This window comes from Kangiella aquimarina DSM 16071 (genome assembly GCF_000374105.1).
GTDB classification, from domain to species: domain Bacteria; phylum Pseudomonadota; class Gammaproteobacteria; order Enterobacterales; family Kangiellaceae; genus Kangiella; species Kangiella aquimarina.
The window spans coordinates 1514251-1538952 of sequence record NZ_KB893650.1 but is presented as its reverse complement, the minus strand read 5'-3'; the positions used below and the strand labels follow the sequence as shown (position 1 = coordinate 1538952).

At 43.5% G+C, this 24702-nt stretch carries 22 protein-coding genes and 2 tRNA genes; 9 read left to right on the top strand and 15 right to left on the bottom strand.

Annotated elements, in window-relative coordinates; genetic code table 11:
* Positions 1–83: 83 nt before the first annotated feature.
* The 5 genes from truA to pepN all read right to left on the bottom strand — a co-directional run bounded on the left by truA (position 84) and on the right by pepN (position 7542).
* Entirely contained in the window at positions 84–893 is an 810-nt protein-coding gene (gene truA, locus B158_RS0107430; RefSeq protein ID WP_018624739.1) for a tRNA pseudouridine(38-40) synthase TruA, read from the bottom strand.
* Between the two features lie 88 nt (positions 894–981).
* Complete coding sequence (locus B158_RS0107425) at positions 982–3315, bottom strand: FimV/HubP family polar landmark protein (RefSeq protein WP_018624738.1); 2334 nt, start codon at positions 3313–3315, stop codon at positions 982–984.
* A 124-nt stretch (positions 3316–3439) separates the two neighbouring features.
* Positions 3440–4459 carry an aspartate-semialdehyde dehydrogenase gene (locus tag B158_RS0107420; protein ID WP_018624737.1) on the bottom strand — a complete coding sequence of 340 codons (1020 nt, stop codon included), beginning with the start codon at positions 4457–4459 and terminating at the stop codon, positions 3440–3442.
* A gap of 59 nt (positions 4460–4518) precedes the next feature.
* Positions 4519–4842 carry a zinc ribbon domain-containing protein gene (locus B158_RS0107415; protein ID WP_026309301.1) on the bottom strand — a complete coding sequence of 108 codons (324 nt, stop codon included), beginning with the start codon at positions 4840–4842 and terminating at the stop codon, positions 4519–4521.
* 33 nt (positions 4843–4875) lie between these two features.
* Positions 4876–7542, bottom strand: coding sequence for an aminopeptidase N (pepN, locus tag B158_RS0107410; protein ID WP_018624735.1), 2667 nt, complete (start codon positions 7540–7542; stop codon positions 4876–4878).
* A gap of 122 nt (positions 7543–7664) precedes the next feature.
* Here pepN and B158_RS0107405 point away from each other — a divergent pair, with 122 nt between their 5' ends.
* The 4 genes from B158_RS0107405 (at position 7665) to B158_RS0107390 (ending at position 12254) form a co-directional block, all read left to right on the top strand.
* A complete protein-coding gene (locus B158_RS0107405) occupies positions 7665–8048 on the top strand; it encodes a hypothetical protein (protein ID WP_018624734.1) in 384 nt (127 codons plus the stop codon).
* 419 nt (positions 8049–8467) lie between these two features.
* Positions 8468–9559 (top strand): pyruvate dehydrogenase (acetyl-transferring) E1 component subunit alpha, encoded by a 1092-nt coding sequence (gene pdhA, locus B158_RS0107400; RefSeq protein WP_018624732.1) that lies wholly within the window; start codon positions 8468–8470, stop codon positions 9557–9559.
* Complete coding sequence (locus B158_RS0107395) at positions 9559–10539, top strand: alpha-ketoacid dehydrogenase subunit beta (protein WP_018624730.1); 981 nt, start codon at positions 9559–9561, stop codon at positions 10537–10539. The genes pdhA and B158_RS0107395 overlap by 1 nt, the downstream gene beginning before the upstream one ends.
* A complete protein-coding gene (locus B158_RS0107390) occupies positions 10536–12254 on the top strand; it encodes a 2-oxo acid dehydrogenase subunit E2 (protein ID WP_018624729.1) in 1719 nt (572 codons plus the stop codon). The genes B158_RS0107395 and B158_RS0107390 overlap by 4 nt, the downstream gene beginning before the upstream one ends.
* A 39-nt stretch (positions 12255–12293) precedes the next feature.
* On the opposite strand, the gene B158_RS0107385 is transcribed toward B158_RS0107390, so the two are convergent.
* Complete coding sequence (locus tag B158_RS0107385) at positions 12294–12659, bottom strand: hypothetical protein (protein ID WP_018624728.1); 366 nt, start codon at positions 12657–12659, stop codon at positions 12294–12296.
* A 137-nt stretch (positions 12660–12796) separates the two neighbouring features.
* Here B158_RS0107385 and B158_RS0107380 point away from each other — a divergent pair, with 137 nt between their 5' ends.
* The 4 genes from B158_RS0107380 to B158_RS0107365 all read left to right on the top strand — a co-directional run bounded on the left by B158_RS0107380 (position 12797) and on the right by B158_RS0107365 (position 18515).
* On the top strand, positions 12797–14875 hold the full coding sequence (locus B158_RS0107380) for a prolyl oligopeptidase family serine peptidase (protein ID WP_018624727.1): 2079 nt from the start codon (positions 12797–12799) through the stop codon (positions 14873–14875).
* 331 nt (positions 14876–15206) lie between these two features.
* Positions 15207–16034 (top strand): glutamate 5-kinase, encoded by an 828-nt coding sequence (gene proB / locus B158_RS0107375; protein ID WP_018624726.1) that lies wholly within the window; start codon positions 15207–15209, stop codon positions 16032–16034.
* A 381-nt stretch (positions 16035–16415) separates the two neighbouring features.
* A complete protein-coding gene (gene proB, locus B158_RS0107370; RefSeq protein ID WP_018624725.1) occupies positions 16416–17219 on the top strand; it encodes a glutamate 5-kinase in 804 nt (267 codons plus the stop codon).
* Positions 17220–17228: 9 nt separating this feature from the next.
* Positions 17229–18515, top strand: a complete 1287-nt coding sequence (locus B158_RS0107365; protein ID WP_018624724.1) for a glutamate-5-semialdehyde dehydrogenase — start codon at positions 17229–17231, stop codon at positions 18513–18515.
* Positions 18516–18612: 97 nt separating this feature from the next.
* Here B158_RS0107365 and B158_RS0107360 read toward each other — a convergent pair whose 3' ends face one another.
* The gene (locus tag B158_RS0107360) at positions 18613–19254 is read right to left on the bottom strand and encodes a hypothetical protein (RefSeq protein WP_018624723.1); all 642 of its coding nucleotides are present in this window, start codon (positions 19252–19254) and stop codon (positions 18613–18615) included.
* 344 nt (positions 19255–19598) lie between these two features.
* On the opposite strand from B158_RS0107360, the gene B158_RS0107355 reads away from it, so the two are divergent.
* On the top strand, positions 19599–20327 hold the full coding sequence (locus B158_RS0107355) for a helix-turn-helix domain-containing protein (RefSeq protein ID WP_018624722.1): 729 nt from the start codon (positions 19599–19601) through the stop codon (positions 20325–20327).
* A gap of 84 nt (positions 20328–20411) precedes the next feature.
* On the opposite strand, the gene B158_RS0107350 is transcribed toward B158_RS0107355, so the two are convergent.
* From B158_RS0107350 to iscU, 8 genes are all read right to left on the bottom strand, one after another.
* Positions 20412–20487 (bottom strand) — tRNA-Lys (locus B158_RS0107350).
* 216 nt (positions 20488–20703) lie between these two features.
* Positions 20704–20779: transfer RNA gene (locus B158_RS0107345), tRNA-Lys, on the bottom strand.
* A 120-nt stretch (positions 20780–20899) separates the two neighbouring features.
* Positions 20900–21094, bottom strand: a complete 195-nt coding sequence (gene iscX, locus B158_RS0107340) for a Fe-S cluster assembly protein IscX (protein WP_018624721.1) — start codon at positions 21092–21094, stop codon at positions 20900–20902.
* 25 nt (positions 21095–21119) lie between these two features.
* On the bottom strand, positions 21120–21458 hold the full coding sequence (fdx, locus tag B158_RS0107335; RefSeq protein ID WP_018624720.1) for an ISC system 2Fe-2S type ferredoxin: 339 nt from the start codon (positions 21456–21458) through the stop codon (positions 21120–21122).
* Between the two features lie 9 nt (positions 21459–21467).
* Positions 21468–23321, bottom strand: coding sequence for a Fe-S protein assembly chaperone HscA (gene hscA, locus B158_RS0107330; protein ID WP_018624719.1), 1854 nt, complete (start codon positions 23319–23321; stop codon positions 21468–21470).
* A 25-nt stretch (positions 23322–23346) separates the two neighbouring features.
* Positions 23347–23880 (bottom strand): Fe-S protein assembly co-chaperone HscB, encoded by a 534-nt coding sequence (hscB, locus tag B158_RS0107325; RefSeq protein ID WP_018624718.1) that lies wholly within the window; start codon positions 23878–23880, stop codon positions 23347–23349.
* A gap of 63 nt (positions 23881–23943) precedes the next feature.
* Positions 23944–24267, bottom strand: coding sequence for an iron-sulfur cluster assembly protein IscA (gene iscA, locus B158_RS0107320; RefSeq protein ID WP_018624717.1), 324 nt, complete (start codon positions 24265–24267; stop codon positions 23944–23946).
* Positions 24268–24311: 44 nt separating this feature from the next.
* Positions 24312–24695 carry a Fe-S cluster assembly scaffold IscU gene (iscU, locus tag B158_RS0107315; protein WP_018624716.1) on the bottom strand — a complete coding sequence of 128 codons (384 nt, stop codon included), beginning with the start codon at positions 24693–24695 and terminating at the stop codon, positions 24312–24314.
* Between the last annotated feature and the right edge of the window lie 7 nt (positions 24696–24702).

Below are 24702 nucleotides of genomic sequence, written 5' to 3'. Positions count from 1 at the left end.
CCCGCATTGTAACAGGTTTCAGGGCAAACGGAATAATGCTCTGGTTTAACCACTTCAAGCTTTTGTCGATTTAATCTCAATTCCTAAAAACTCTGCAAGGTAACTTTTTCAGGCAGGAAAAGCGGTCCCAGAGTAGCTTTGGGCAAACCAAATATCTCTGGATAGTCTACATCCACCAGATAAAGTCCGTTAGGGCTGGCAGTTGGCGCTGCCTTAGTTCTATCGCGACCTTCGATTAGATCTTTCGCCCATTGCGGTTTCTGGTTATGGCGGCCAATTTCAATAAGACTACCCGCGATATTTCTTACCATATGATGTAAAAAAGCGTTCGCCTTTATATCTATGACCACAAATTGACCAATACTCTCAACAAAAAGGTGATGTATATTTCTATAGGATGTTCTGGATTGACAACTAGCTGCCTGAAATGCAGCGAAGTCCTGCTCTCCGGGGAAAAACTGACAGGCCTCATTCATGGAATCAACATCCAAGGGCGCTCTGCACCAGGTTAAACCTGAACGAGCAATAGCTGGCCTGGTCGCAGTATTTGCAATGATATAACGATAGCGGCGAGCAGTAGCACTGAATCTGGCATGAAAATCATCCGCTACCGGGTGCGCCCAGCGAACAGCAATATCGTCAGGTAATTGAGTATTTGCGCCCATCGTCCACGCTTTTAGCGGGCGCTCATTATCTAGCTCAAAATGGATCACCTGGCCAGTGGCATGTACCCCGGTATCAGTCCGGCCTGCACAAAATACTTCAATTGGCTGGTCAGCAATCTTGGATAGCACTCGTTCAAGCGTCTGCTGTACAGAAGCTGCATGGGACTGCCTTTGCCAGCCGTGATACCTATGTCCATCGTACTCAATGCAGAGTGCGACTTTAGCCATAATTAAATTCTCTATACGCTGTGTTGAAATGAATAACACCGGGCTAAACCCGGTGCTATTAAAAGAGCATTATTTATGCCAGTAAGAACTAGTGTTTGGCTAATAACTTACTTGCTTCTTCGCTCTGAGCTGAATTACCTTCCTTTTGAACCTCCTGCAAAATATCTTTCGCAGAATCTTCGTCGCCCATTTCCAGATAGGCTTTTGCCAGCTCAAGTTTAGTTTGTACTTCATCCTCACTAACATCAGACTCATGCTCGCCTACAGGCTCGAAAGTCATTGAGTCAGATTCTTCTGTAACCTTTTCTTCATCATCAGAATCAAGTGCAAAATCAATGCTATTGTCATCAGAACTTGTCTCTGTGACTGACTTTGAGGCGACTTTACCTTCGTTTGCGGTTTCTTCAACTTCTTTTTCGAAATCACTTAAATCGAAATCCAGTGAGTCGTCTGAGGAGGTTGTGTCTACCTCTGGCTCTTCTGTAGCTTCCAGCTCAGCACTAAGGTCCACATTAACCTCTTTGCCATCATCCTGCTGGTCGAATCCAAAAACATCATCCTCGTCCGGCAGTACTGCAGAAGGCATTGGCGCTGGCTCAGCAGCTTTAGCCGGTTCAACTAAAGAGCTTAAACTCGCCACTTTAAGTCCCAATTTTGAATCGTAATCAAAACCTTTTGAAAGTCCTTGCTTAACTTCATGAAATTTATTGGCATTTTTCTGACTTGCCAACAACTCCATATACTTTACGCGCACTTCGTCATTTTTCGGATCTTTTGAAAGAGCCTTTTCAAGTACACTATTTGCTTCCGTCATTTTACCGCGAGCGATAAGAACATCGGCCTCGCTGATTGGATCAGACGGTGCATCATCAAACGACATCTTATCCTTATTGAGGAATGAATCTCTTGGTGATGAAGGCTCTTTCTTACTTCCAGAGCCACCAAAGTTAGGAATTAGACTCGACTCGCCCTCTTCCGGCGGTTGACGATTGCGCCAATAGACGGCTCCACCGGCTATCGCTAACAGCCCAAGTAATCCGCCACCGACCCAATACCAGAAACCCTCAGCCTGATAGAAGGCTTCTTCTTTTGGGTTAGAGCTGCTCGCAGGCAATGAATCAGGTTTGCTGTCCGTAGCTGCAGTTTCTGCAATAGATTCTTTTTCGGCTTCATCAGCAGCAGTCTGTTCAGCGACATTCTCTTCTTCGCCACTCTGCTCTTGCGGAGAATCAATTGGCAAACTGTCTTCGGCAACTTCAGCACTTCCAGACAACACCGCTAAAGTGTCATCTTCTAACTTAACACCAGTATCTGCTAAGTCTTCTTTGGCCTCTAATTCTTCTTTAAGCTGTTGATTCTGTAGCTTTAGTGTCTCAACTGCTTCACGCAGTGTATTAACTTCACTTTGTAGCTCATCAACAGAACCTGACTCAGTTTCTGAGCCACCGGCCTGATTGAGCGAGCTATCTTCAACACTGGCAATACTTAAACGGCCGCCCTGAGTTGTTGAATCAGATCGTGCTTCGGTTTCAGTAACGGTTTTACGAACATCTAATGGTGCCTGGCTACCTGACAATGAAGCTCGATATTCACTCAAGGCCTCAGCATGAGAAATGTCATTGATTAATGAGCGATCTGGTACCTTTAATTTATAACCCGCTTTAAGTCGGTTTATATCGTTATTGATAAAAGCATCCGGGTTACTGCGATAAAGAGCAATCAAAGTCTGTTGAACAGTCGCATTATCAGGTCTCACCTGACTAGCAATGCTCCACAGCGTCTGGCCACGACCGACACTCCAGCTATTTCCATCAAAAACTGGAGCTGAGCGACGCTGAGTTGGCTCAGTTCTAACAACTGGCTCCGATGTAGTTTGCTCAGGCGATTCAGTAACGGGAGGCTCTTGCTGACTTGAGACACTAGGCTCAGGGGTGCGTTTTACTTCTTCTGTAACCCTTGATGGGCGCTGGGTAGGAGTTACCTGTGTTGTTGCTGGCTCAGCAGTAACAACTGGTGTTGTTTTGTTAAAGACTGGTGGATCTAATAACAGGGTATATTCTCGCATCAGCTTACCCTGTGGCCAATCCAGTTCGATAATGATGTTTACATAAGGTTCTTTAATAGGAGAGTCACTTGAAAGACGAATAGCTTTTGAACCATCACCTTTGGTGTAGACTTCAAATCTTAGAAGGCTATGAAAAGGTTCGCGAGTTACCCCATATCGCTCATATGCCTCAAATGAAGCGATTTTTGCCCGCAGATCAGATTCTTGAAGTTCCTTTGAAGAAAGGAGAACAATTTCCGCATTGAGTGGTTGGTTTAGACCTGATTCAGTTTTCAGTTCTCCAAGTCCAAGCGACCAGGCCTGAGAAGTCATTAGTGCCGTCGATACAGCGACAGTCGCAGCTAATTTACGAAACATAAGTTCTCCCTCTTGAATACCCTTATTAAAATTCCACTCAGAAAGCAAAACACTGCCCTACTTTCTGAGGTCAGAACTTAAGATTATACTTTAAGTTAGCTATTGTTAAGTGCTAATTTTGCGACTATAAGTAATTTTTTACAAGTATTTCAGCGATTTGAACTGTGTTCAATGCCGCACCTTTGCGAACATTATCGGAAACAATCCACATTGCGAGCCCATTTTCCATGCCAACATCCTTACGAATACGGCTCACAAACACATCATCCTTGCCGCTAGCATGAGTCACTGGAGTTGCATAATCGAGCTTACTCATGTCATCAACGACAGTCACTCCAGGAGCGTTTTTCAATAAGAATCTGGCCTGTTCCACGTCCAGAGGAACACGAGTTTTGATATGGACAGCTTCTGAATGGCCGTAAAACACAGGAACCCGCACCGCGGTTGGGCTTACACCGATTGATGGATCTTCGAAGATTTTGTGAGTTTCCCACACCATCTTCATTTCTTCCTTGGTATATCCGTTATCCTGTACTTTATCGATATTGGGCAAGACATTGAAAGCAATTTGTTTGTCATAGACTTTTTTAGTTGCTTCTCGTCCATTAAGCAGTTGGGCTGTCTGGCTAGCAAGCTCCTCAACCGCTTTATGGCCTGAGCCTGAAACTGCCTGATAGGTGCAAACATTGATATGCTCTATCCCTACGTCATCCTGAATGGGCTTAAGGGCCACTAGCAATTGCATTGTTGAACAATTCGGATTGGCTATGATGCCACGATTTTTGTAATCTGCGATTCTTTCCGGGTTCACTTCGGCGACCACTAATGGAATATCGTCGTCGTAACGGAAGTGGGACGTGTTATCAACGACCACACAGCCAGCTTCGGCAGCCTTCGGAGCATATTCCGCAGAAATATCACCACCAGCAGAGAACAACCCAATATCTGCCTTTGAAAAGTCAAAGTCCGCAAGATTCTCTACTCGAATCGACTTACCTTTATACATAACGCGTTCGCCAGCAGAACGCTCGCTTGCTAGCAGGTAAAGATTCTCTACTGGAAAATCACGCTCTTCCAGGATTTCACGAATAGTAACACCGACAGCGCCTGTGGCACCGACTATTGCGACATTAACTTTTTTCAATCTAGTTCTCCGAAAACACTAAAAAATAATTGATAGGTAAATTAAACTACTTTTAATAACTACTTCTTTTTATTAAACATTATCCAAACACGCATTGCGACATACCCAATAAAACCGGCAGCAATCATGTAATGTGATGCTAACACCCATAGCTCAGCATTATCTTCCGGATGGACATATTTCAACAAAAAACCTGCGGCAAACAATAGAATGGCTATAAACGAATAACTCTGTAAACGTCGGTTACGCTTTAACTTTTGGATATGAACTGCGCGTTCCAACTGCTCTTCGCTAGAACCTTTAAGTACAGCGCCGCAATGGGTACAAACTTCAGCTTTACTCGAAATGCGCTTGCCACACACGATACATCTAATAATTGACATAACTCACTCGTATTTTAATCAGTTAAATTTGAATTAGCCCAAGGCCTTACTTGCAATCTCATAAACGTCCTTGGACAAATCAGGCAGTTGCAAAATACCCTGTAATTGCTCGCACATCAAGCGTTGGCGCTCGTCATCAAATTTTTTCCATCGGTTAAAAGCTCCCGTCAAACGGGCAGCTGTCTGCGGGTTCACACTGTAGAGCTGTTTTATCTGCTCAGCCAGGAAAACATAGCCCTTCCCATCATTGCGGTGAAACTGCGGTAAATTTGAACCAGCAAAAGCTCCAACCACGGAGCGGACCTTGTTTGGATTTTTAATATCAAAGGCTGGGTGCTCAATTAAACCTTTAACTCTTTCAATGGTTGAATCGGTAGGATCTGTTGCCTGTGCCGAAAGCCACTTATTGACCACCAACTCTTCGTTTTGCCATTTACGATAAAAGTCGTCAGCAATTTGCTCTTTCTGGCTATAATTAGAATGCATAAGGAGTTGCAAAGCGGTTTCAGCGTCGGTCATGTTATTACTGTTAACTAACTGACTAACCGCAAGCTCATAGGCTTTTGGCTTATCAAGCGCAACAAGATAACTTAAACAGACTCCGGCAAAAGCACGTTTGGCAATAGCTGCTTTATCCTGCTTAAAGGCTCCTACATGATGATTGGCCTGATAATGCACCAGCCAATCCATCTCCAGCTGTTTTGCCAATTCACGTTTAAGGAAATCATGCGCAGCAATAAGGTGATCAAGATTAACCCGCTCCACCTCTTCAATAAGTGCTTTAATGTCTGGTAACGTTAATGCCAGTGCTTTAAAACGACCATCCAACGACTCATCTGACAACAAGTTCTGAACCGCATTGACCAGATGAAGCGGGAATTGCATCGGTTCACCAGCTTCCTGCTCAGCGCATAGCTGCCAGATCACCCGGGCAAACAGCCTCTGCCCCGCTTCCCAGCGATTAAAGGAATCCTTGTCATGAGCATACAGAAAAGCCAGCTCCTGATCGTTGTAATCATAAAACAGACGCACTGGCGCAGAAAAGTTACGCAATAATGACAATACGGGCTTATGTGAAACTCCGACAAATTCAAAAGTTTGCTCCGCTTCTGTCAGATGCAAAATGTCGCCAGTTAACTGCTCCTTATTAGAAGCCAATTCAAGCGGTAGATCATTGCCGTCTTTATCAAGTAGACCCAGCTTAAGCGGAATGTGGAATGGTTGTTTGTTGGACTGCCCTGGTGTATCTGGGCATGCCTGTCCAATTTGTAGCGTCAGTTTTTTATGTAACTCATCATATTCGCTGGTTACAGTTACTTCAGGGGTTCCTGCCTGTGAGTACCAACGTCGAAATTGTATTAGGTCATAGTCATTAGCATCTTCCATAGCACTGACAAAATCTTCACAGGTGACGGCCTGACCATCAAACCGTTCAAAATACAAATCCATACCGCGCCTGAATCCATCAGTACCCAATAGGGTGTGGTACATACGAATAACTTCCGCTCCTTTGTTATAAACAGTAACCGTATAAAAGTTATTCATTTCGATGTAGCTGTCGGGACGGATCGGGTGTGCCATTGGTCCAGCATCTTCTGCAAACTGATGCGATCGAATGACTTTAACGTCTTCAATCCGCTTTACTGCATGATCAGTCTGATCAGCGGTAAACTGCTGGTCTCTGAATACTGTTAGCCCTTCTTTCAAGCTCAACTGGAACCAGTCACGACAGGTGACTCGATTGCCAGTCCAGTTATGAAAATACTCATGTGCAATCACGGCTTCGACATCTTCAAAATCCTGATCGGTCGCCGTTTCTGGATGGGCCAGCACATATTTAGTATTAAATATATTGAGCCCTTTATTTTCCATGGCTCCCATATTGAAATCACCAACGGCCACAATCATGTAGATATCTAGATCGTATTCGAGTCCGAACACTTCTTCATCCCAGGCCATGGACTTTTTGAGGGATTCCATGGCGTGATGACACTGCTCAAGCTTTCCTTTATCAACATAGATTTCAAGCTTGATTTCTCGTCCTGACCGAGTTGTAAAATGATCTTCCAGCAAGTCATAATCGCCTGCGCACAATGCAAACAGATAGCTGGGCTTACGAAATGGATCTTGCCAGATGGCATAGTGACGACCATTGGCTAAGCTACCATGCTCAATCTGGTTACCATTAGACAGTAAATGAGGGTATTTCTTTTTTTCAGCCTCAATGCGCACAGTAAAGGTGCTCATCACATCGGGACGATCAAGATAATAGGTAATTTTGCGGAACCCTTCAGCTTCACACTGAGTGCAAAACTTTTCACTCGACAGGTATAAGCCTTCCAGGCTGGTATTCTGTGCAGGATAAATTTTGACTTTAGTAACTAGCTCAAAAGACGCCTGCTGATAATCTAATCCATCTATTTTATTGAGCCAGATAGTGAGTTGCTCTGAGTCAACTTCATACTGCTCCTGCACAAGCTTCTGCCCAGCGACTTCAATACCCTGTAATTCCAACTCTTCGCCATCAAGCACCAGAGCACCAGAAGACTCAGCTGCCGGGTTGGCCTGTAACATCATACGAGCAGTTACAATTGCGTAATCATCAAACAATTCAAAATTTAATGAAACTTTATTAATGAGAAAAGCAGATGGCTTATAATCTTTGCGGTATTTTACTGAGATACTATCGCTGGTCTTCATAAAAGCTCTTTGTTAGATGTCCAAAACTATTCTTAATTAAATTGGCGTTATTGTAGCAATCATGGAAACTATTCGATATAAAAGACTTCGTCAAAACAAACTTACTCGATGAAGACATCACAATGTGCCAATGTTCAACCTTAGCCGACATCCTGCTTGGTGATGATGAAATCATCAGCAACCATCCTCAACACCCGCTGCATGGACTGGATGAAGTTGACTGGAATCCTTCGCAATGGGCCTGTTTGAATCAGTGTTCGGAGTGTGGCCAGTATTGGCATATTGATATCGCCAGAGCTAATCAGATTGGAATATGTGTAAAAGTCAGGAACCGAGATGCATGGCAAAAATTGGATACCACTCATGCACGAATTGATCTAATGGTTCAAAACCACGGTGGATTAAGCTTTGAAATATGCAAATGGAAACAGTGCAATAAGAACTGTGTAAAAGGCTTGGCTTTTTGCCCGGAACATGCTTATTTCGAGATGGATATCAAAGCTTAAATATTGATACTTATTCTAGCTGTCAATGAAAACTCAACTTCGATAACTGGCTGAATTTTGGTTGAAAAGCGATGAAAAAGGATTAGTTTTAATAATCATTAAACGTACTACTGACAACAGAATTGATGGATCACTGGTCAGAAGAGCCAGTCACTATACAAAAGCCTTAAAAATCCGTACAATCGCCACCGAAAACAGCTGTTTTTAACCATGGGAAAGCTCAAATTGACGGCCGAGCGAATGCTCTAACTTATTAATAAATAAGTACATTTTTAAAGTGGCGAATAACAAATCACTCTTCATAAACCGTTAACGAAAAAGCTTTATAAATCACGTATAATCGAACAAATCTTGCGAGAAGGTTCGATTAGACCAAAATTGTGAATCAACTTTCCCAGTAACCTTAGGAGAATGTAGCCTTGACGACTACAACTGTTGCTTCTTTTGAAATCAAGTACCACCAGTATCTTGATGCTCAGGGTAAACCAACCCAGGAACTACCCGCATTTGCCAAAGATATGGATAAAATGCGTAAACTTTATCGCGATATGGCGCTATTACGTGCTTTTGATGCAAAAGCATATGCCTTACAACGTACCGGTAAAATGGGTACCTACCCTGCTTCATTAGGTCAGGAAGCCATCGGCATTGGTTATGGCGATGCAATGACTTCTGAAGACGTCCTTATTCCTTATTACCGTTCAACTGGTGCCATGTTGAAACACGGCATCACCATGGAAGAAATCCTTCTTTATTGGGGCGGTGATGAATCAGGTTCTAATTACTCCGTAGCAAAAGAAGACTTTCCAATCTGTGTACCCATTGCTAACCAGATCATTCATGCTTCTGGCGTTGCAAAAGCTATTCAGATGCGCGGTCAAAAGCGTGCAGTCGCCACTGAAATTGGTGAAGGCGGAACGTCAGAGGGTGATTTCTACGAAGGCATTAACGTTGCTGGTATCTGGAACCTTGGTGTTGTATTCATGGTAAACAACAACCAATGGGCAATTTCTGTACCGACTGAAATCCAGACCGCTTGTGAAACCTATGCACAAAAAGCTATCGCAGCTGGTATCGAAGGCGTACAGGTTGATGGTAATGACATTATTGCAGTTAAGCAGGTTGCAGAGTATGCATTTGAGAAAGCGCGTAACGGTGGTGGTCCAACATTGATTGAAGCCATCACTTACCGTTTGTGTGACCACACAACCGCAGACGATGCATCTCGCTATGATGATCCAAAAGTCAAAGAAGAAGCCTGGAAAAATGAACCAATGGTTCGTTTGCGCAAATACCTCGAAGCCAATAAAGCCTGGTCGGATAAAGATGAGGAAGCCATGAAAGCTGAAATTGCTAAAGAGGTTGATGCAGCAGTTAAGGCTTATGAAGAGACACCAAAACCTGGTCCAGAATTAATGTTCGACCACTTGTACGCGGAACTACCAGAACTGACAAAACCACAACGTGAAGCAGCGATCAAGCTGGCCGAAAAAGCGCGAGGTGCAAAATAATGGCAGCGATTACTTTAATTGAAGCAGTCAATGCAGCAATGGCCTATGAGCTTGAGCATGATAAAGATGTTGTATTATTCGGTGAAGACGTCGGTAAAAACGGTGGTGTATTCCGCGCAACCGATGGTCTACAGAAGAAATATGGTACAGACCGTGTCATTGACTCCCCTCTCGCCGAGTCAATGATTGCTGGTCTTGCCGTTGGTATGGCCGCGCAAGGTATGAAGCCAATCGCAGAAATGCAGTTTATGGGCTTTATCTTCCCTGCGGTTGACCAAATTTTCTGTCACGCTGCCCGTATGCGCCACCGTACACGTGGCCGTTTGACTTTGCCGATGGTGATTCGAGCGCCTTATGGCGGCGGTATTCACGCACCAGAGCATCACTCTGAGTCAACTGAAGCCTTGTTTGCTCACATTCCTGGCTTAAAAGTGGTTATCCCTTCAAACCCAAGCCGTGCATATGGCTTAATGTTGGCAGCTATTCGTGACCCTGACCCAGTGATTTTCCTTGAGCCAAAACGTGTTTACCGTATTGTTAAGCATGAAGTAGAAGATAATGGCGAAGAATACCCATTGGAAGCATGTTTCGTCGATCGCGAAGGTTCAGATATTACCCTGATTTCATGGGGTGCTATGATGCATGAGACCTTGCAGGCTGCCGAAAAATTAGCAGCAGAAGGTATTGATGCCGAAGTGATTGATGTGGCGACTATCAGCCCAATCGACATGGACACTATTCTTGAGTCTGTTCAGAAAACAGGCCGTGTCTGCATCGTACAGGAAGCACCAAAGTCTGGCTCGATAGGCTCTGAAATTGCCGCTGAAATTGCTGAAAAAGCTATTCTAAGTCTACTCGCGCCAATTGGTCGTGTTTCTGGCTACGACACAGTCATGCCATACTACCGCTTAGAAAAACAATACATGCCGACCGTGGATCGCATCCTCGATGAAGCACGCAAAATCATGGAGTACAAATGAAACAGTTTAACTTACCCGATTTAGGTGAAGGCTTACCAGATGCGGAAATCGTACGCTGGTTAGTTAAAGAAGGTGATGAAGTAACTGTCGATCAGCCTATGGTCGAGATGGAAACTGCTAAAGCCGTGGTTGAAGTGCCTTCTCCATTCGCCGGTCGTATCAGTAAATTGCATGGCAAAGAAGGTGATGTGATTGATGTCGGCGCGGTTTTGGTCTCCTTTGGTGAAGTTGGTGAAGTAGCTGAAGAAGCGCCTGAACCAGCTCCAGTTGCTGAAACTACAAAAGAAGAAGCCCAGCCACAGTCATCAGCTCCAGCAGCTGGAAGCGATACTTTCTTACTACCGGATTTAGGTGAAGGTTTGCCAGATGCGGAAATCGTACGTTGGCTTGTTAAAGAAGGTGATACGGTTACCGTTGATCAGCCGATGGTAGAAATGGAAACTGCTAAAGCAGTAGTTGAAGTGCCCTCTCCTTTTGCTGGCAAAGTGTCTAAGCTTTATGGCCAGGCTGGTGACGTAATCGAAGTCGGCGCACCTCTTGTCGAATTTGGTGGCACTGGCGGAAGTTCTGGTGGAGAAAGCAAAGCAGCGGCGCCAGCAAAACAGGAAGCTGGCGAAGAAAAGCGCGCAGACAGTGGCACTGTCGTTGGCGCCGTTGAAGTCGGTAACCATGTTGTTGCTGAAACAGCCAACGCCGTAATAAAAGCACTAGCCAAGAAATTGAAAGTGGATTTAACAAAGGTTAAAGGTACTGGCAAAGATGGCGCTATCACACAGAAAGATGTACGTGAAGCGGCCAAGTCAGGAGCAACAGCCTCAACCACTACAGCAGAGCAACCACAACAAACAGCCGGTGTTGACACTTCAAATCCGCTAGCCTACAAAGCCTCGCCTGCAGTACGTGCATTAGCTCGTAAACTTGGTGTTGATTTGGGCGATTGTAATCCAACTGGTCGCAAAGGTTCGATTACCCGCGACGATGTTGAACAGGCCTCAAAAGGTGGCTCTTCAGCTCCGCGTCAATCGCAACCAGCCATGTCAGCACAACAGGCCAAAGGCTTACCAGCTGTTAGCGTGGAAGTGCAACCCGAGAAAGTGCGTGGTGTTCGTCGCGCCATGGCGATGGGTATGGCAAATTCACACGCTACCGTGGTTCCTACTAGCCTTGTTGAAGATGCGGACATTACTGCATGGCCAAAGGGTACTGACTCATTAGCACGCTATGTTCGCGCGATTGTTACTGCTGCAAAACAGGTTCCAGCTATGAACGCCTGGTTTGATGGTGAGAACTTCGAACGCTTGCTACACCCTAACGTCAATGTAGGTATTGCTGTTGATTCTCCGGACGGATTATACGTTCCGGTTGTGCATAACGCAGACCGCATGGATATGGCAGGCGTACGTTCTCGTGTTCAAGAATTACGTGAAAAAATTGAGACCAAATCTTTGAAGCAGGATGATCAGCAAAACGCGACCATCACCCTTTCAAACTTTGGCTCAATCGCTGGCCGTTACGGTACTCCGGTAGTATCGCCACCTCAGGTAGCAATTCTTGGTACTGGCCGTTTCCGTAACGAACTGAAGCTAACGGATAAAGGCATCACCAACGCAAAAATGTTGCCACTGTCCCTAACCTTTGATCATCGCGCCTGTACTGGCGGTGAAGCAGCCCGCTTCTTGGCAGCTGTTATTGAAGACTTGCAGTTAGCTCGATAATTCAAGCAACTGGTAGTTAAAAAAGCGCAGCGTTAGTTTCTAATCTGCGCTTTTTTCTTGTCTTTCCACTTTTTCTATTTCTCTTATCATTGCAAACTTGCCTGTCATTAGTTGACCTCTACGTTTATCGCACCACCAGCGATAAATTGGGTATGTAATCAAACTTGTTGAAAAGCCAATGATAAAGAACAAACCCATACCGGGTATAAAAGATATTAAGTAACTAATAAAAGAAAAACTTAACTCTTTATTTAAATAGATAAGATAAATATACAAATAGATAGCATACACCACTGGCAAGCCAACCAGATTAAAAATAGCTATTTTTATATAACCCTTAAAATCTAACTGTACTCTTGCCTTTGTGTCATAGTGTTCTTCTATAATTTTTCTCTGATGATTCAAACCACTTTCCCTCTGTAATATTTGAAAACATTTGTATCCTAGCCGAACACTTTGCCCTTTGCTATGCTCATTAGCGATTTTGTATTGAAAATACTTGATAGATTTATCTGCTTGCGGAGGCTCTTGTGGAAATAAGAATGAATAAATTATTACTGACTGGCTTGCTGAGTAGCTTATTGGCTACTTCAGTTTCTGCCAAAGAAGCCAATGATCCTTATATCTGGCTTGAAGACGTAGAAGGTAAGAAAGCCCTTGAGTGGGTTGAAGAGAACAATAAAGTCTCTTTGAGCTACCTGCAATCTCAACCTCTTTATAAAGAGTTATATGAAACCAATCTGGACATTTTAAATTCTGATGAGCGCATTCCGTACGTCAGCGAAATGAATGGCTATTTTTATAACTTCTGGCGTGATGAAAACAATGTACGCGGAGTATGGCGTCGCACCACTTTGGAAGAGTACAAAAAAGAAGAGCCAAAGTGGGAAGTGATTCTTGATATTGATGCCTTGGCAGAAAAAGAGAATGAAAACTGGGTATACAAGGGCTCAAACTGCTTGTATCCAGATTACGAACTGTGTCTGGTCAGCCTTTCTCGCGGCGGTGCCGACGCTACTGTAGTTCGTGAGTTTGATGTTGAAACTAAAAGCTTTGTTAAGGGCGGTTTTCAATTACCAGAAGCGAAAAGCAATTTAAGCTGGATAGATGAAAATACTGTCTTTGTAGGCACGGACTTTGGTCCTGACAGCCTGACCGACTCCGGTTACCCACGCATCGTCAAAGTTTGGGAGCGTGGACAGAAGCTTGAAGAAGCAACGACTATTTTTACTGGTAACCAATCCGATGTTGCGGTTCAGGGCTTTGTAACACGAGACAAGGAAGAGTCATATAAGCTTATCTACCAAGGCCTGGATTTTTACACATCTGAAATCTATTTGCTTAATGACGATGGTCTAACACAACTAGAGCGACCAAAAGATAGCTCTTTTAGAGCAATCAATAATGGACAATTATTGTTAGAGTTAAAATCAGACTGGACTATTGGTGACAAGACTTTCCAGCAGGCTTCATTACTTTCGATTGATATTAATGAGTATTTGAAAGGTAAAAAGAACTTTACCGAAGTATTGGTTCCCGATGACCGCACAGCGATCAGCGGTATTTCGTCTACTAAGGATTACTTGCTCATTAACTTGCTGAAAGATGTCAGCAGCGAATTACATCGCTACTGGTATGCTGATGGAAAGTGGCAGAGCAAAAAGATTGATTTGCCAGAGTTTGGGGCACTCAGTGTTGCAGGAACCAGTGACAAACATAATAACTTCTTTGTTAACTACACCAGTTTCCTAAAGCCTAGCACCCTCTTCTACTTTGATGAAAAGCAAAAAGAATTCAGCGAGCTTAAAAGTCTTCCTGCATTTTTTGATGCAAAGCCATACAAAGTTGAACAGCATTTTGTGACGGCAAAAGATGGCGTTAAAGTACCTTACTTTATCGTGATGTCTAAGGATATCGAGTACAACGGTAAAAACCCGACTCTTCTTTACGGTTACGGTGGTTTTGAAGTGTCATTGAATCCGAGCTACTCGGCATTGACTGGTAAAAACTGGCTGGAACAAGGTGGCGTTTATGTTCTGGCCAATATTCGTGGCGGCGGTGAGTATGGCCCAGATTGGCATCAGGCTGCATTGAAAGAAAATCGACATGTTGCGTTCAACGATTTTATAAGCGTGGCAGAAGATTTGATTAAACGGAAAATCACTTCCGAAGAGCACCTGGGTATTCGTGGTGGTAGTAACGGCGGCCTCTTGGTCGGCACAGTTGCGACCATGCGTCCAGACCTGTTTGGCGCAGTCGTTTGCCAGGTACCACTATTGGATATGAAGCGCTTCAATAAACTCCTTGCTGGCGCTAGCTGGATGGGCGAGTACGGTAATCCTGATAATGAAGATGAGTGGAACTATATTAAAACCTATTCACCGTACCACAATGTCCATGAAGATGAAGATTACCCACGAATCTTCTTCACTACGTCGACGAGAGACGACCGTGTTCATCCTGGACATGCTCGAAAAATGGTTGCCAAGATGCAGGCTATGGGCCATGACGTTCTGTATTATGAAAACACAGAAGGTGGCCACGGCGGTGCGGCTAATAACGAGCAGACCGCAAAGCTCTATGCACTGATCTATACCTACTTGGCCGATCAGCTCAAGTAAGCTGTTTCAATACTTCTATTGAAATATGACAAAGGGCCTCATGAGGCCCTTTTTCTATTAACCGGACAAATCACACCAAATATATAACCAAAAGTTCATTGACCCATTCGCTTTTTAAAGCCATCATCAACCTTATGAACACATTCCAACACACAGCTCAGTCCATTACGGATATCCCCGCAATTCTTCCCGTACCCGGAAAGTCTCGGCTTGCGCTGTGTGAATATTTATTATGGTAAGTTAAAACGCATAACCCAATATAAATAAGATTAACCACAAAACCCTCAAGCCAAAAGGTTTGCGGGTTTTTTTATGCTTGAGAGAAATCCTAATGAAAGAAATTAACTTTGACCGTTACCAAAAAATTGTCATTAAAGTGGGTTCGGCCTTAATTGCGCCAGACGAGCGAGCCTGCTCTGCTGAATACTGCCTGCCGATAGCCAACTTTATCAAACAGTGCCTTAAAGCCAATAAGGATATTGTTATTGTCTCATCCGGTGCCGTAGCAGCAGGCTTTAATCAACTCGGATTAACAGATCACCAGCTCAACCTTGAACAAAAGCAGGCTCTGGCCGCCATAGGACAATCTATCGTCATACGCCATTGGCAACGTTTTTTTGACCAGGAAGTTGCCCAGGTACTTTTAACAATCGACGACATTAATAATTTAAAACGAGCTTACAATGCTCAGAAAACATTCAAACAGCTCGCACAATTCGGCGCCCTGCCCATTGTTAACGAAAACGACACCGTGGTTACTGAAGAGTTAAAATTTGGTGATAATGACATGTTAGCAGCACAGGTTGCCATGCTAACGGATGCCGATTTACTACTTATCTGCAGCGATGTCGGTGGCTTATATGATGATAATCCCTATCTGAACCCGGAGGCCAGGCTGATCACATTCATCAAACCTGATGACACCCAATGCCAAACTTATGCCCAAGGCAGCCATAACCCTCGCTCCATGGGTGGTATGCTAAGCAAGGTTCAGGCAGCGCTGACTGCAACCTATAAAGGCATCGACTGTATTATCTGTAATGGAAAGACCGAAGCCTATAACCTGCTTTTGCTAAATCAGAACCCTGGTAGCTGGTTTGTTGCTAAACCCCAAACACAAGTATCAACAGCAACTTCGGATAAGCACAACTTATCCTAGGCATAAGATACTGTTATTTCAAATAATTTGAAGGAAATTGTGGAATCGCTGAGGTTTGGCTTCATGGATAGTTAGCAATACTTATACTAATGCCACTACCCTACCAGTTAAATCAGCTAAACACCGCTAAGAGGCGCTTAGAGACGTTCTCAGATTTTCTCGGGATTAAATTTGACATTAGAAGCTGTATGTTGACAATGCGAACCGTGCTTACTATTAATTCAACAGTAAAAAACGCAGCAACGGCAGGCCTTGCAGGCCAGTCGAGTGTTTCGTCTGTTGCTACTGCATCGGTCAAAATGATCGTTCGCAGTCCTGTCTTCTAGCACTCCATTCGACATTTCCATTCATACATCCTTTAAATGAAACATAAGGTTTTCCATGCTCGAACATATCGATTTTAGTCAATACAAAAATATAGTCATTAAAGTGGGATCTGCCCTGGTTGCTCCTGATGGTCGTTCCTGCTCTTCAGAATACTGTCTGCCAATTGCGCACTTTATTCGTAAGTGTCACAAAGCCGGTAAGAATGTCACTTTGGTTTCCTCAGGTGCAGTAGCTGCTGGCTACAACCTGGTTAAGCCGGACACCGAGGTGCTAACCCGCAAAGAGAAACAACCATTGGCTGCCATCGGCCAATCTATGGTAGTTCGACATTGGCAGCGTTTCTTTGATGATGTGGTTGCTCAGGTATTACTGACCTCTGCGGATATCAAAAATCCAGAGCGTTCAGAAAATGCCCGCAGCACTTTCCAGACTCTTTTTGAACTTGGTGCCATGCCCATCGTCAATGAGAACGATACTGTAGCGACAGAAGAGCTGACAGTTGGAGATAACGATAATCTGGTTGCTCAGGTTGCCGCATTAACGGATGCCGATCTGTTAATCATCTGTAGTGATATTAACGGTGTTTATGATGACAACCCGAAGGTTAATCCTGATGCTGAGCTTGTGACTCAGTTTAAGGGTGTGAATGATGAAACCATGGCAGTGGGTAAAGACACCAATAATCCTCGTGGTACTGGTGGTATGCAAACCAAGCTACAAGCTGCGCGTTTTGCATCAGAAAACGGTATCGACACCATTATCTGTAATGGTAAAAACGAGAGTTATATGAAGTTGTTTGATAACCAGAATCCAGGGACTTTAATTCACCGTACTTGTAAAGAAGTATCGGTAGCTTAGGAGGAATTTATGACGATGCAAGAGAAATCATTTGAGAGTCAAGAACAGCAAGAGCTGTATGAAATGACTATGCGTGCTAAGCAGGCAGCACAAACGCTGGGTAATTTAACCAGCAGCCAGAAAAACGATGTCTTAGCGGCAATGGCTAAACGTTTAAAAGCCAACCAGGACCAGATCCTGGAAGCCAATAAAAAAGATATCGAATACGCTAAGGAAAACGATCTATCTGATGCAATGGTCGATAGACTATTATTAGATGAAGCGCGTGTTGATGGCATGGTAGATGCCCTACACAATGTCATGAGCCTGGCCGATCCGGTTGGTGAAATGGGTCCAAGCACATTGCGTCCAAATGGCATTCGGGTTGCCAAAATGCGTATTCCATTAGGCGTTGTTCTAATGATTTATGAAGCGCGTCCTAATGTAGCGGTAGAAGCTGCTGCCCTGACACTTAAATCAGGCAATGTAGTGATTCTGCGTGGCGGTAAAGAAGCTTGGCATTCAAACCAGGCACTGATTCAGTGCTGGCACGATGCCCTGTCAGACTGTGGCCTGAGCAAAGAAATGGTCTGTATGGTACCGTCGCAAAGCCATGAAGCAGTCAATCACCTGCTACAGTTCCGTGACACCATTGATTTGGTCATCCCACGCGGTGGTGAGCGACTGATTCGTGCAGTGACTGATAACAGCAAGATTCCAGTGATTCAGCACTTTAAAGGTGTCTGCCACCTGTATGTCGACAAGTTTGCTGATCTTGATAAAGCCGAGAAGCTGCTAAAAGACGGTAAGGTATCGCGTCCGGGCGTCTGTAATGCCTTGGAAAGTCTGGTCATTCATAAAGACATTGCCAATGAGTTCCTAAAGCGCGTGAACAAGTTGGGTAACGAATTTGGTATACAGTTCAAAGCTGATAAAGACTCAGCTGCACAACTGGACAATGCCACTGAAGCCAGCGCAGACGATTACCACAACGAGTACTTGAGTCTTGCCATGAGCGTTAAACAGGCAGATTCCTATGATGATGCAGTTGCTCATATTCTGGAGCATAGCTCAAGCCACACTGAAGTGATTGTTACTGAGAATATTGACCGTGGTAATGAGTTTGTTCGCCGCATCAACTCATCAGTAGTTATGGTCAATGCATCATCACGTTTCTCAGATGGTGGCGAACTAGGTCTTGGTGCTGAAATCGGTATCTCAACCAGTAAACTGCACGCCTATGGCCCAATGGGACTGGTTCAGTTAACCACTGAAAAATATGTAGTCACTGGCCAAGGCCAAGCCAAGCACTACTAACGCAAGTGTTTATTAAAGCGTTCGAGCAATAGGGTCGACTAGCCCTATGCCAAAGCCGCGGGTTTCAAAACCTGCGGCTTTTTTAATGTTTTGCTATTTATTGCTCTACAATGTAATTAATAAATACAGTTAAAAAGCCAGGGGTTTTAAATCGAGACTTAGATACAAGGCTATCATTAGGTGTATCTACTAAATGAGCATATAAAGTACCAGCAAGCTGCGGATAATCCATGTGTCCTTCTGCAAAGCTAAGTTCATAGTAGCCATCAATATTGGCACAAAAACTTGATATACGCTTTATCACCTTATCATCTTTACTCCGTTTAGTGGTTAAAAAGTCCTTGTGCTCAGCATCCATCTTTTTAACTTCTTCCTCGAAGCGATCATAATCTTCCCTGGTACTGAACCAAAGATAGTCAGATCCATCCCGGTTATCCCAACCATAATCAATTAAGTCACCACTATTCTCATACTTATAAACCATACTGGTTCCAACCATAGGAGGTATGTATTTAATTATTTGCCCTTTTGAATCAAACTCATAAGCAAAGGCGATACAAGAGTGTTCAGCATCAAGATCATCAAAAACTGCTACATGGATCTGACTGATTTTATTTTTTAATATTTGCCTTTGATCGATAAACTCAAAACCATTAAAGGATGGTATTTCTTGTTCTTCTACCTCTGCACCAACCTCTTGAACAGTGAAAAGAGCAGCCAAGATTAATATAATTCGCATAGATATTTTCCCTTTTTATCAGTAGCACGTTAACAAATAAGCCAATGTCAGCAAACATATCATATTTCTCACAACATCTCTTTCACAAGATTCATTACTGTTATGCATGGCCCTTTACATTGATGGCAACCCAATATAAATACAAAACATAGAATGGTTTAACCCACCCTATATTTTTCGCAAGATTTTATAGCAAAACGCTCTAACCAATTTAAATTCCTAAAGATTCCTGTATATTCCTTGTTATTCCAGTCTATTCATCTGGTTATTCCTCAAGCTTTTAAAAACAATAAAAAGGTCACTTTTCGTGTGGCTAACGACATTAATTTTATGGAGAAACAACAATGACACTTGGTGAAAAACTACGCGCTTTACGCTCAACCAGCGGCTGGACTCAGCCTGAATTTGCTAGAAAGCTTGGGATTGAACAGTCCTACCTCTCAAAGTTAGAAAATGACAAAAGCATCCCCTCCACGGAAATGTTCGACAAGCTATGCACAGCATACGAGGTAACGCCAGATGAGATGCTGAAGGGATTAAACAGCGACTACATACGTAAGAACTTGATGCATATACCCATCATCGCAAACTCAACGAATAATAAACATGAAGTATCTATAGGAAAACGAAAAGCAGCGGTTATTGTTTGCTCTACCTTTATCTTGGTGGCCGTTCTATTTCTTTTTATGGCTCACTTAGAACTACTTTCAAGTAATAAGCAATATGAATACCGGTCAACTGGTGTGGACTTCAAGCATGAAATCAATGAATGCTTAAAAGCCGATGAGGAAAAGCATTGCTATATTAAGTTTACTGGTAGCTATGTCCCACAGAAGTTTAATCAAACAACGCATAACAGGAACTCTGACAGTATTATCACGCGTGAATACAAAGGAGAGTCTTTTACAGTAAAGCTCAATGAGGGATTTAGAGACTACTATGTCAAAAGACTTGAAGATAAGCGGAGCACTGCCAACAACATATTCTTGATCTTGGCGGTATTTTTAATGACGCTCGGTGTTCTGGGGTTAATTGTAGAATCTAGGTTCTACAGCATCGACAAAAATACTTGAGCAGAATGGACGTAGACAAAAAAAAGCTGCTAATGTTTCCATTAGCGGCTTTTGCTTCCCTCTCCAATAGAAGGAGAAAAGATTTGGTGGGTTGCACAGGAATCGAACCTGTGACCACCTGATTAAAAGTCAGATGCTCTACCGACTGAGCTAGCAACCCAAATCTCTGGTCAGGCCTTGGCCTAACTCGATGGCGCGTATAATACCTTTTTGAGCTGAAAACTCAAGTCTAAATTCAGAGAAATTATGACTTTATTGAGGTTTTCTATCGGTACATTATTTCAGGAAGTAAAAGACTCAGAATAACAGGCATAAAAAAACCGCTAATGTTACCATTAGCGGCTTTTTTGTCCCCTCTAGTAGAGGGTTAAGAATTTGGTGGGTTGCACAGGAATCGAACCTGTGACCACCTGATTAAAAGTCAGATGCTCTACCGACTGAGCTAGCAACCCAAATTCTCTTTCGAGAGTCACCAAAGTGCGTTTTTGGTGAGACGCGTATAATACTGTTTTTTGCAGAAAATACAACCTTTTGTTGACTCTTTTCTGAATTTTATACGCTCAAAAATTGGTCTATTCGGCTTCTTCTATCCAGGCCATTTGGATGGCTTCAAGGATACGCTCACCACAACGCTTTGGATCATCGTCAAAGTCTTCAAGCCCCATCACCATCTTCTGTAAATCTACGAAGTTAACCGTTTTAGGGTCAACCTCCGGGTGCTTTTCATAAAGCTCAATAGCAATATCTAAACTATCTATCCATTTCATGGCAACACTCTCTTAAAACTAGCCTCTAATGACGCTCGGAAACCTGGTTAATGGTGTATTTCGGAATTTCGACGGTTAAGTCTTCATCATCCACTATGGCCTGACAGCTTAAGCGCGACTCAGGCTCTAATCCCCAGGCCTTATCCAGCATGTCGTCTTCCAGCTCATCACTTTCTTCTAATGAATCAAAGCCTTCGCGGACGACAACGTGGCAAGTGGTACATGCACAGGACATTTCACACGCATGCTCAATTTCAATATCATTACGCAGAGCAACATCCAGTATCGTTTCGCCCTTCTCAGCTTCGAAAACGGCTCCTTCTGGACATAACTCTTCGTGCGGTAAGAAAATTACTTTAGGCATTATAAACCCTTATATTTCATCAATTTCATGACCAACCAGAGCTTTTGCAATACTTGCATCCATCCGGCGACTGGCAAACTCTTCAGTACTCTTATCTACAACTTTTATCGCTTCTTCAATGGCCTCAATATCACCATTTTCAGCAATGTAAGCAAGCTGTTTCAGCGCTTCTTCAATAGCATGGCGTTCATCTTTGGATAACAGCTCATCACCATTCTCTGCCAAAGCAGCCTCTACAGCTTCTATCACACGCTTTGCTTCAACCTGCTGCTCACGCAACATGCGCGCTTTCATGTCTTCTTCGGCATGGCTCACTGACGATTGCAGCATCGAGGTGATCTGTTCATCGTTCAGACCATAAGACGGCTTGACCGTAATATCAGATTTTACACCGGTTATAGTCTCTTCGGCAGTCACCTTTAGCAAACCATCAGCATCCACCTGATAAGTCACCTTGATTCGTGCTGCACCTGCAACCATTGGGGGAATACCACGCAATTCGAAACGTGCCAATGAACGACAATCTTCAACCAGCTCACGCTCTCCCTGTACCACATGAATAGCCATCGCAGTTTGACCATCTTTATAGGTGGTAAATTCCTGAGCTCGCGCGATAGGAATTGGTGTATTTCTTGGGATAATTTTTTCTGCAAGTCCGCCCATGGTCTCAACACCAAGCGAAAGAGGAATAACGTCAAGCAACAACATGTCCTCATCACTTTTATTACCAATAAGAACGTCGGCCTGAATTGCTGCACCAATCGCAACTACTTTGTCAGGGTCGATATCAGTCAGGGGCTTTTTACCAAAATACTCTTCAACTTTTTGACGAACTAATGGTACACGAGTCGAGCCGCCCACCATCACAATATCTTGCACTTCAGAAGCTTTCAGACCGGCATCTTTCAATGTTCGACGACAGGCGGCTAGAGTTTTATCCACAATAGAGGCAATTAATGACTCCATCAAAGCGCGATCCATTGAGCCCTTCCAGTGCATAAAGTTAATTTCAACGCGTTCTTTGTTGGTTAAAGCCTCTTTTACTTCACGCGCTTTAATCATGGCCATTTGATAGGCGCTACGATCACCTTTATCAATGTTAGCCTGCTCGACAAGATATCCAGCAATCGCTCTATCGAAATCATCGCCACCAAGAGCGCTATCGCCCCCAGTTGCCATAACTTCGAATACACCTTTTTCAAGGCGCAGGATTGAAATATCAAAGGTGCCACCACCCAAATCATAAATGGCATGAATACCTTCACTGCCAGTATCCAGGCCATAAGCCACTGCTGCTGCTGTCGGCTCACTAATTAAGCGCAGGACTTTTACGCCCGCGATTTGAGCTGCATCTTTAGTTGCCTGGCGCTGTGCCTCGTCAAAATAGGCAGGAACAGTAATAATAACACCGCCCAATTCATCACCCAATGATTCCTCAGCACGTTTTACTAAGGACTTTAAGATTTCACTGGAAACTTCGACGGGATTTTTCATGCCGCAATCGGTTTCAACCGCTGGCATACCTGTACCCGAAGCAGTCAGCTGATTGGCGCTAAACTCTTTTATCTTTTGCACGTCTTTGAGGCCACGTCCCATTAGTCGCTTTACTGAACTAATAGTATTTTTAGCATCAGAACAGACAAATAATTTCGCAGATTTGCCTACTGATACAGTGCCGTCTTTTGCGTAATGAACAATTGAAGGGAGGATGTGATCACCTTCCAGGTCAGCTAATGTCTCGGCTTTGCCACTACGTACCGTGGCTATAAGAGAGTTTGTAGTACCCAGGTCTATGCCTGCTGCCAGCCGATGCTGGTGAGGGTCTGTACTTTTACCGGGCTCTGAAATTTGAAGTAACGCCATAAATAATACTTACTGTTTGAGGTATTTAGCTTAAAAGCTTGTCTTCTGCCTGTTCTATATCGGACAAGGTCTTATGCAAGAATTGCAGCTTATAAATCGCTTTTTGGAGCTCATCCGTATCCAGTGGCTTCTGCAAAAACAGTTCAGCCATCTGCTGTTCCTGGACTTCTTCCAACTCACTAATTTTATCAGCAAACTGGTTAAGCTGAGAAATATCACTGCTGGCTGAAATGTCTTCCAGCTCTTCTCGTAACTCAAGCTGTTGCATCAAAAACTCAGGGTCATTCACGGTATGTTCTTTTGAAGTATCAATACCAGTTTTCAAATGCAGCAGATACTGGGCTCGCTTGACTGGATTTTTGAGTACTGCGAAAGCATCATTAAGCTGAGTTGTTTTTTGCATTGAAAGCATTTGTTGCTGAGAGCCAGAGCTGGCAAACCTGTCTGGATGAACACTGTTGAGAAGCGCTCTCAATTTAGATGACAGTTTTGGTACATCTATAGAAAAATTCGGCTCAAGGCCGAATATTTCAAAGTAGTTTTGCTGTGCTTTAGTCATAATCAGAGTCTGAGTTCAGTAATGCTGGTATTAATTGTTAAAGCTAATGATTAAATTAACTGGTTATACGGTAAAGGACTCACCACAACCACACTCGCCTTTTACATTAGGGTTCACAAACTCAAAGCCTTCATTCAGACCTTCTTTCTTAAACTCCAACCGAGTACCATCCAGGTAAAGTTTACTTTTAGGATCTACTATCACCTTGACGCCCTTATCTTCGAAAACGACATCATCTTCTTCGAGCTCATCAACAAACTCAAGGACATAAGCTAATCCAGAGCAACCTGTGGTTTTTACACCAAGTCGTATGCCAAGTCCTTTGCCACGATTGGCCATAAAACTCTTCACGCGATCTGCTGCTGCATCTGATAAGGTGATTGCCATATTAAATCCTAATCTACTTACCTGGTTTACTGTTAATTTTTCGATTATTGACCGTGCTTATCTTTGTAGTCTTTCACTGCGGCTTTAATGGCATCTTCAGCCAGTACTGAGCAGTGAATTTTTACAGGAGGTAAAGCAAGCTCTTCAGCAATTTGAGTGTTCTTAATTGACTGAGCTTCGTCGATTGTTTTGCCCTTAACCCATTCAGTGATTAAAGAGCTTGAAGCAATCGCAGAACCACACCCATAAGTTTTAAATTTTGCGTCTTCAATAATGCCCTGCTCATTTACTTTAATTTGCAGTTTCATTACATCACCACACGCAGGCGCACCGACCATACCTGTACCTACGCTGTTGTCAGCCTTCTCAAAAGAACCAACATTGCGTGGGTTTTCATAATGATCAATAACTTTTTCGCTATATGCCATAGTAATA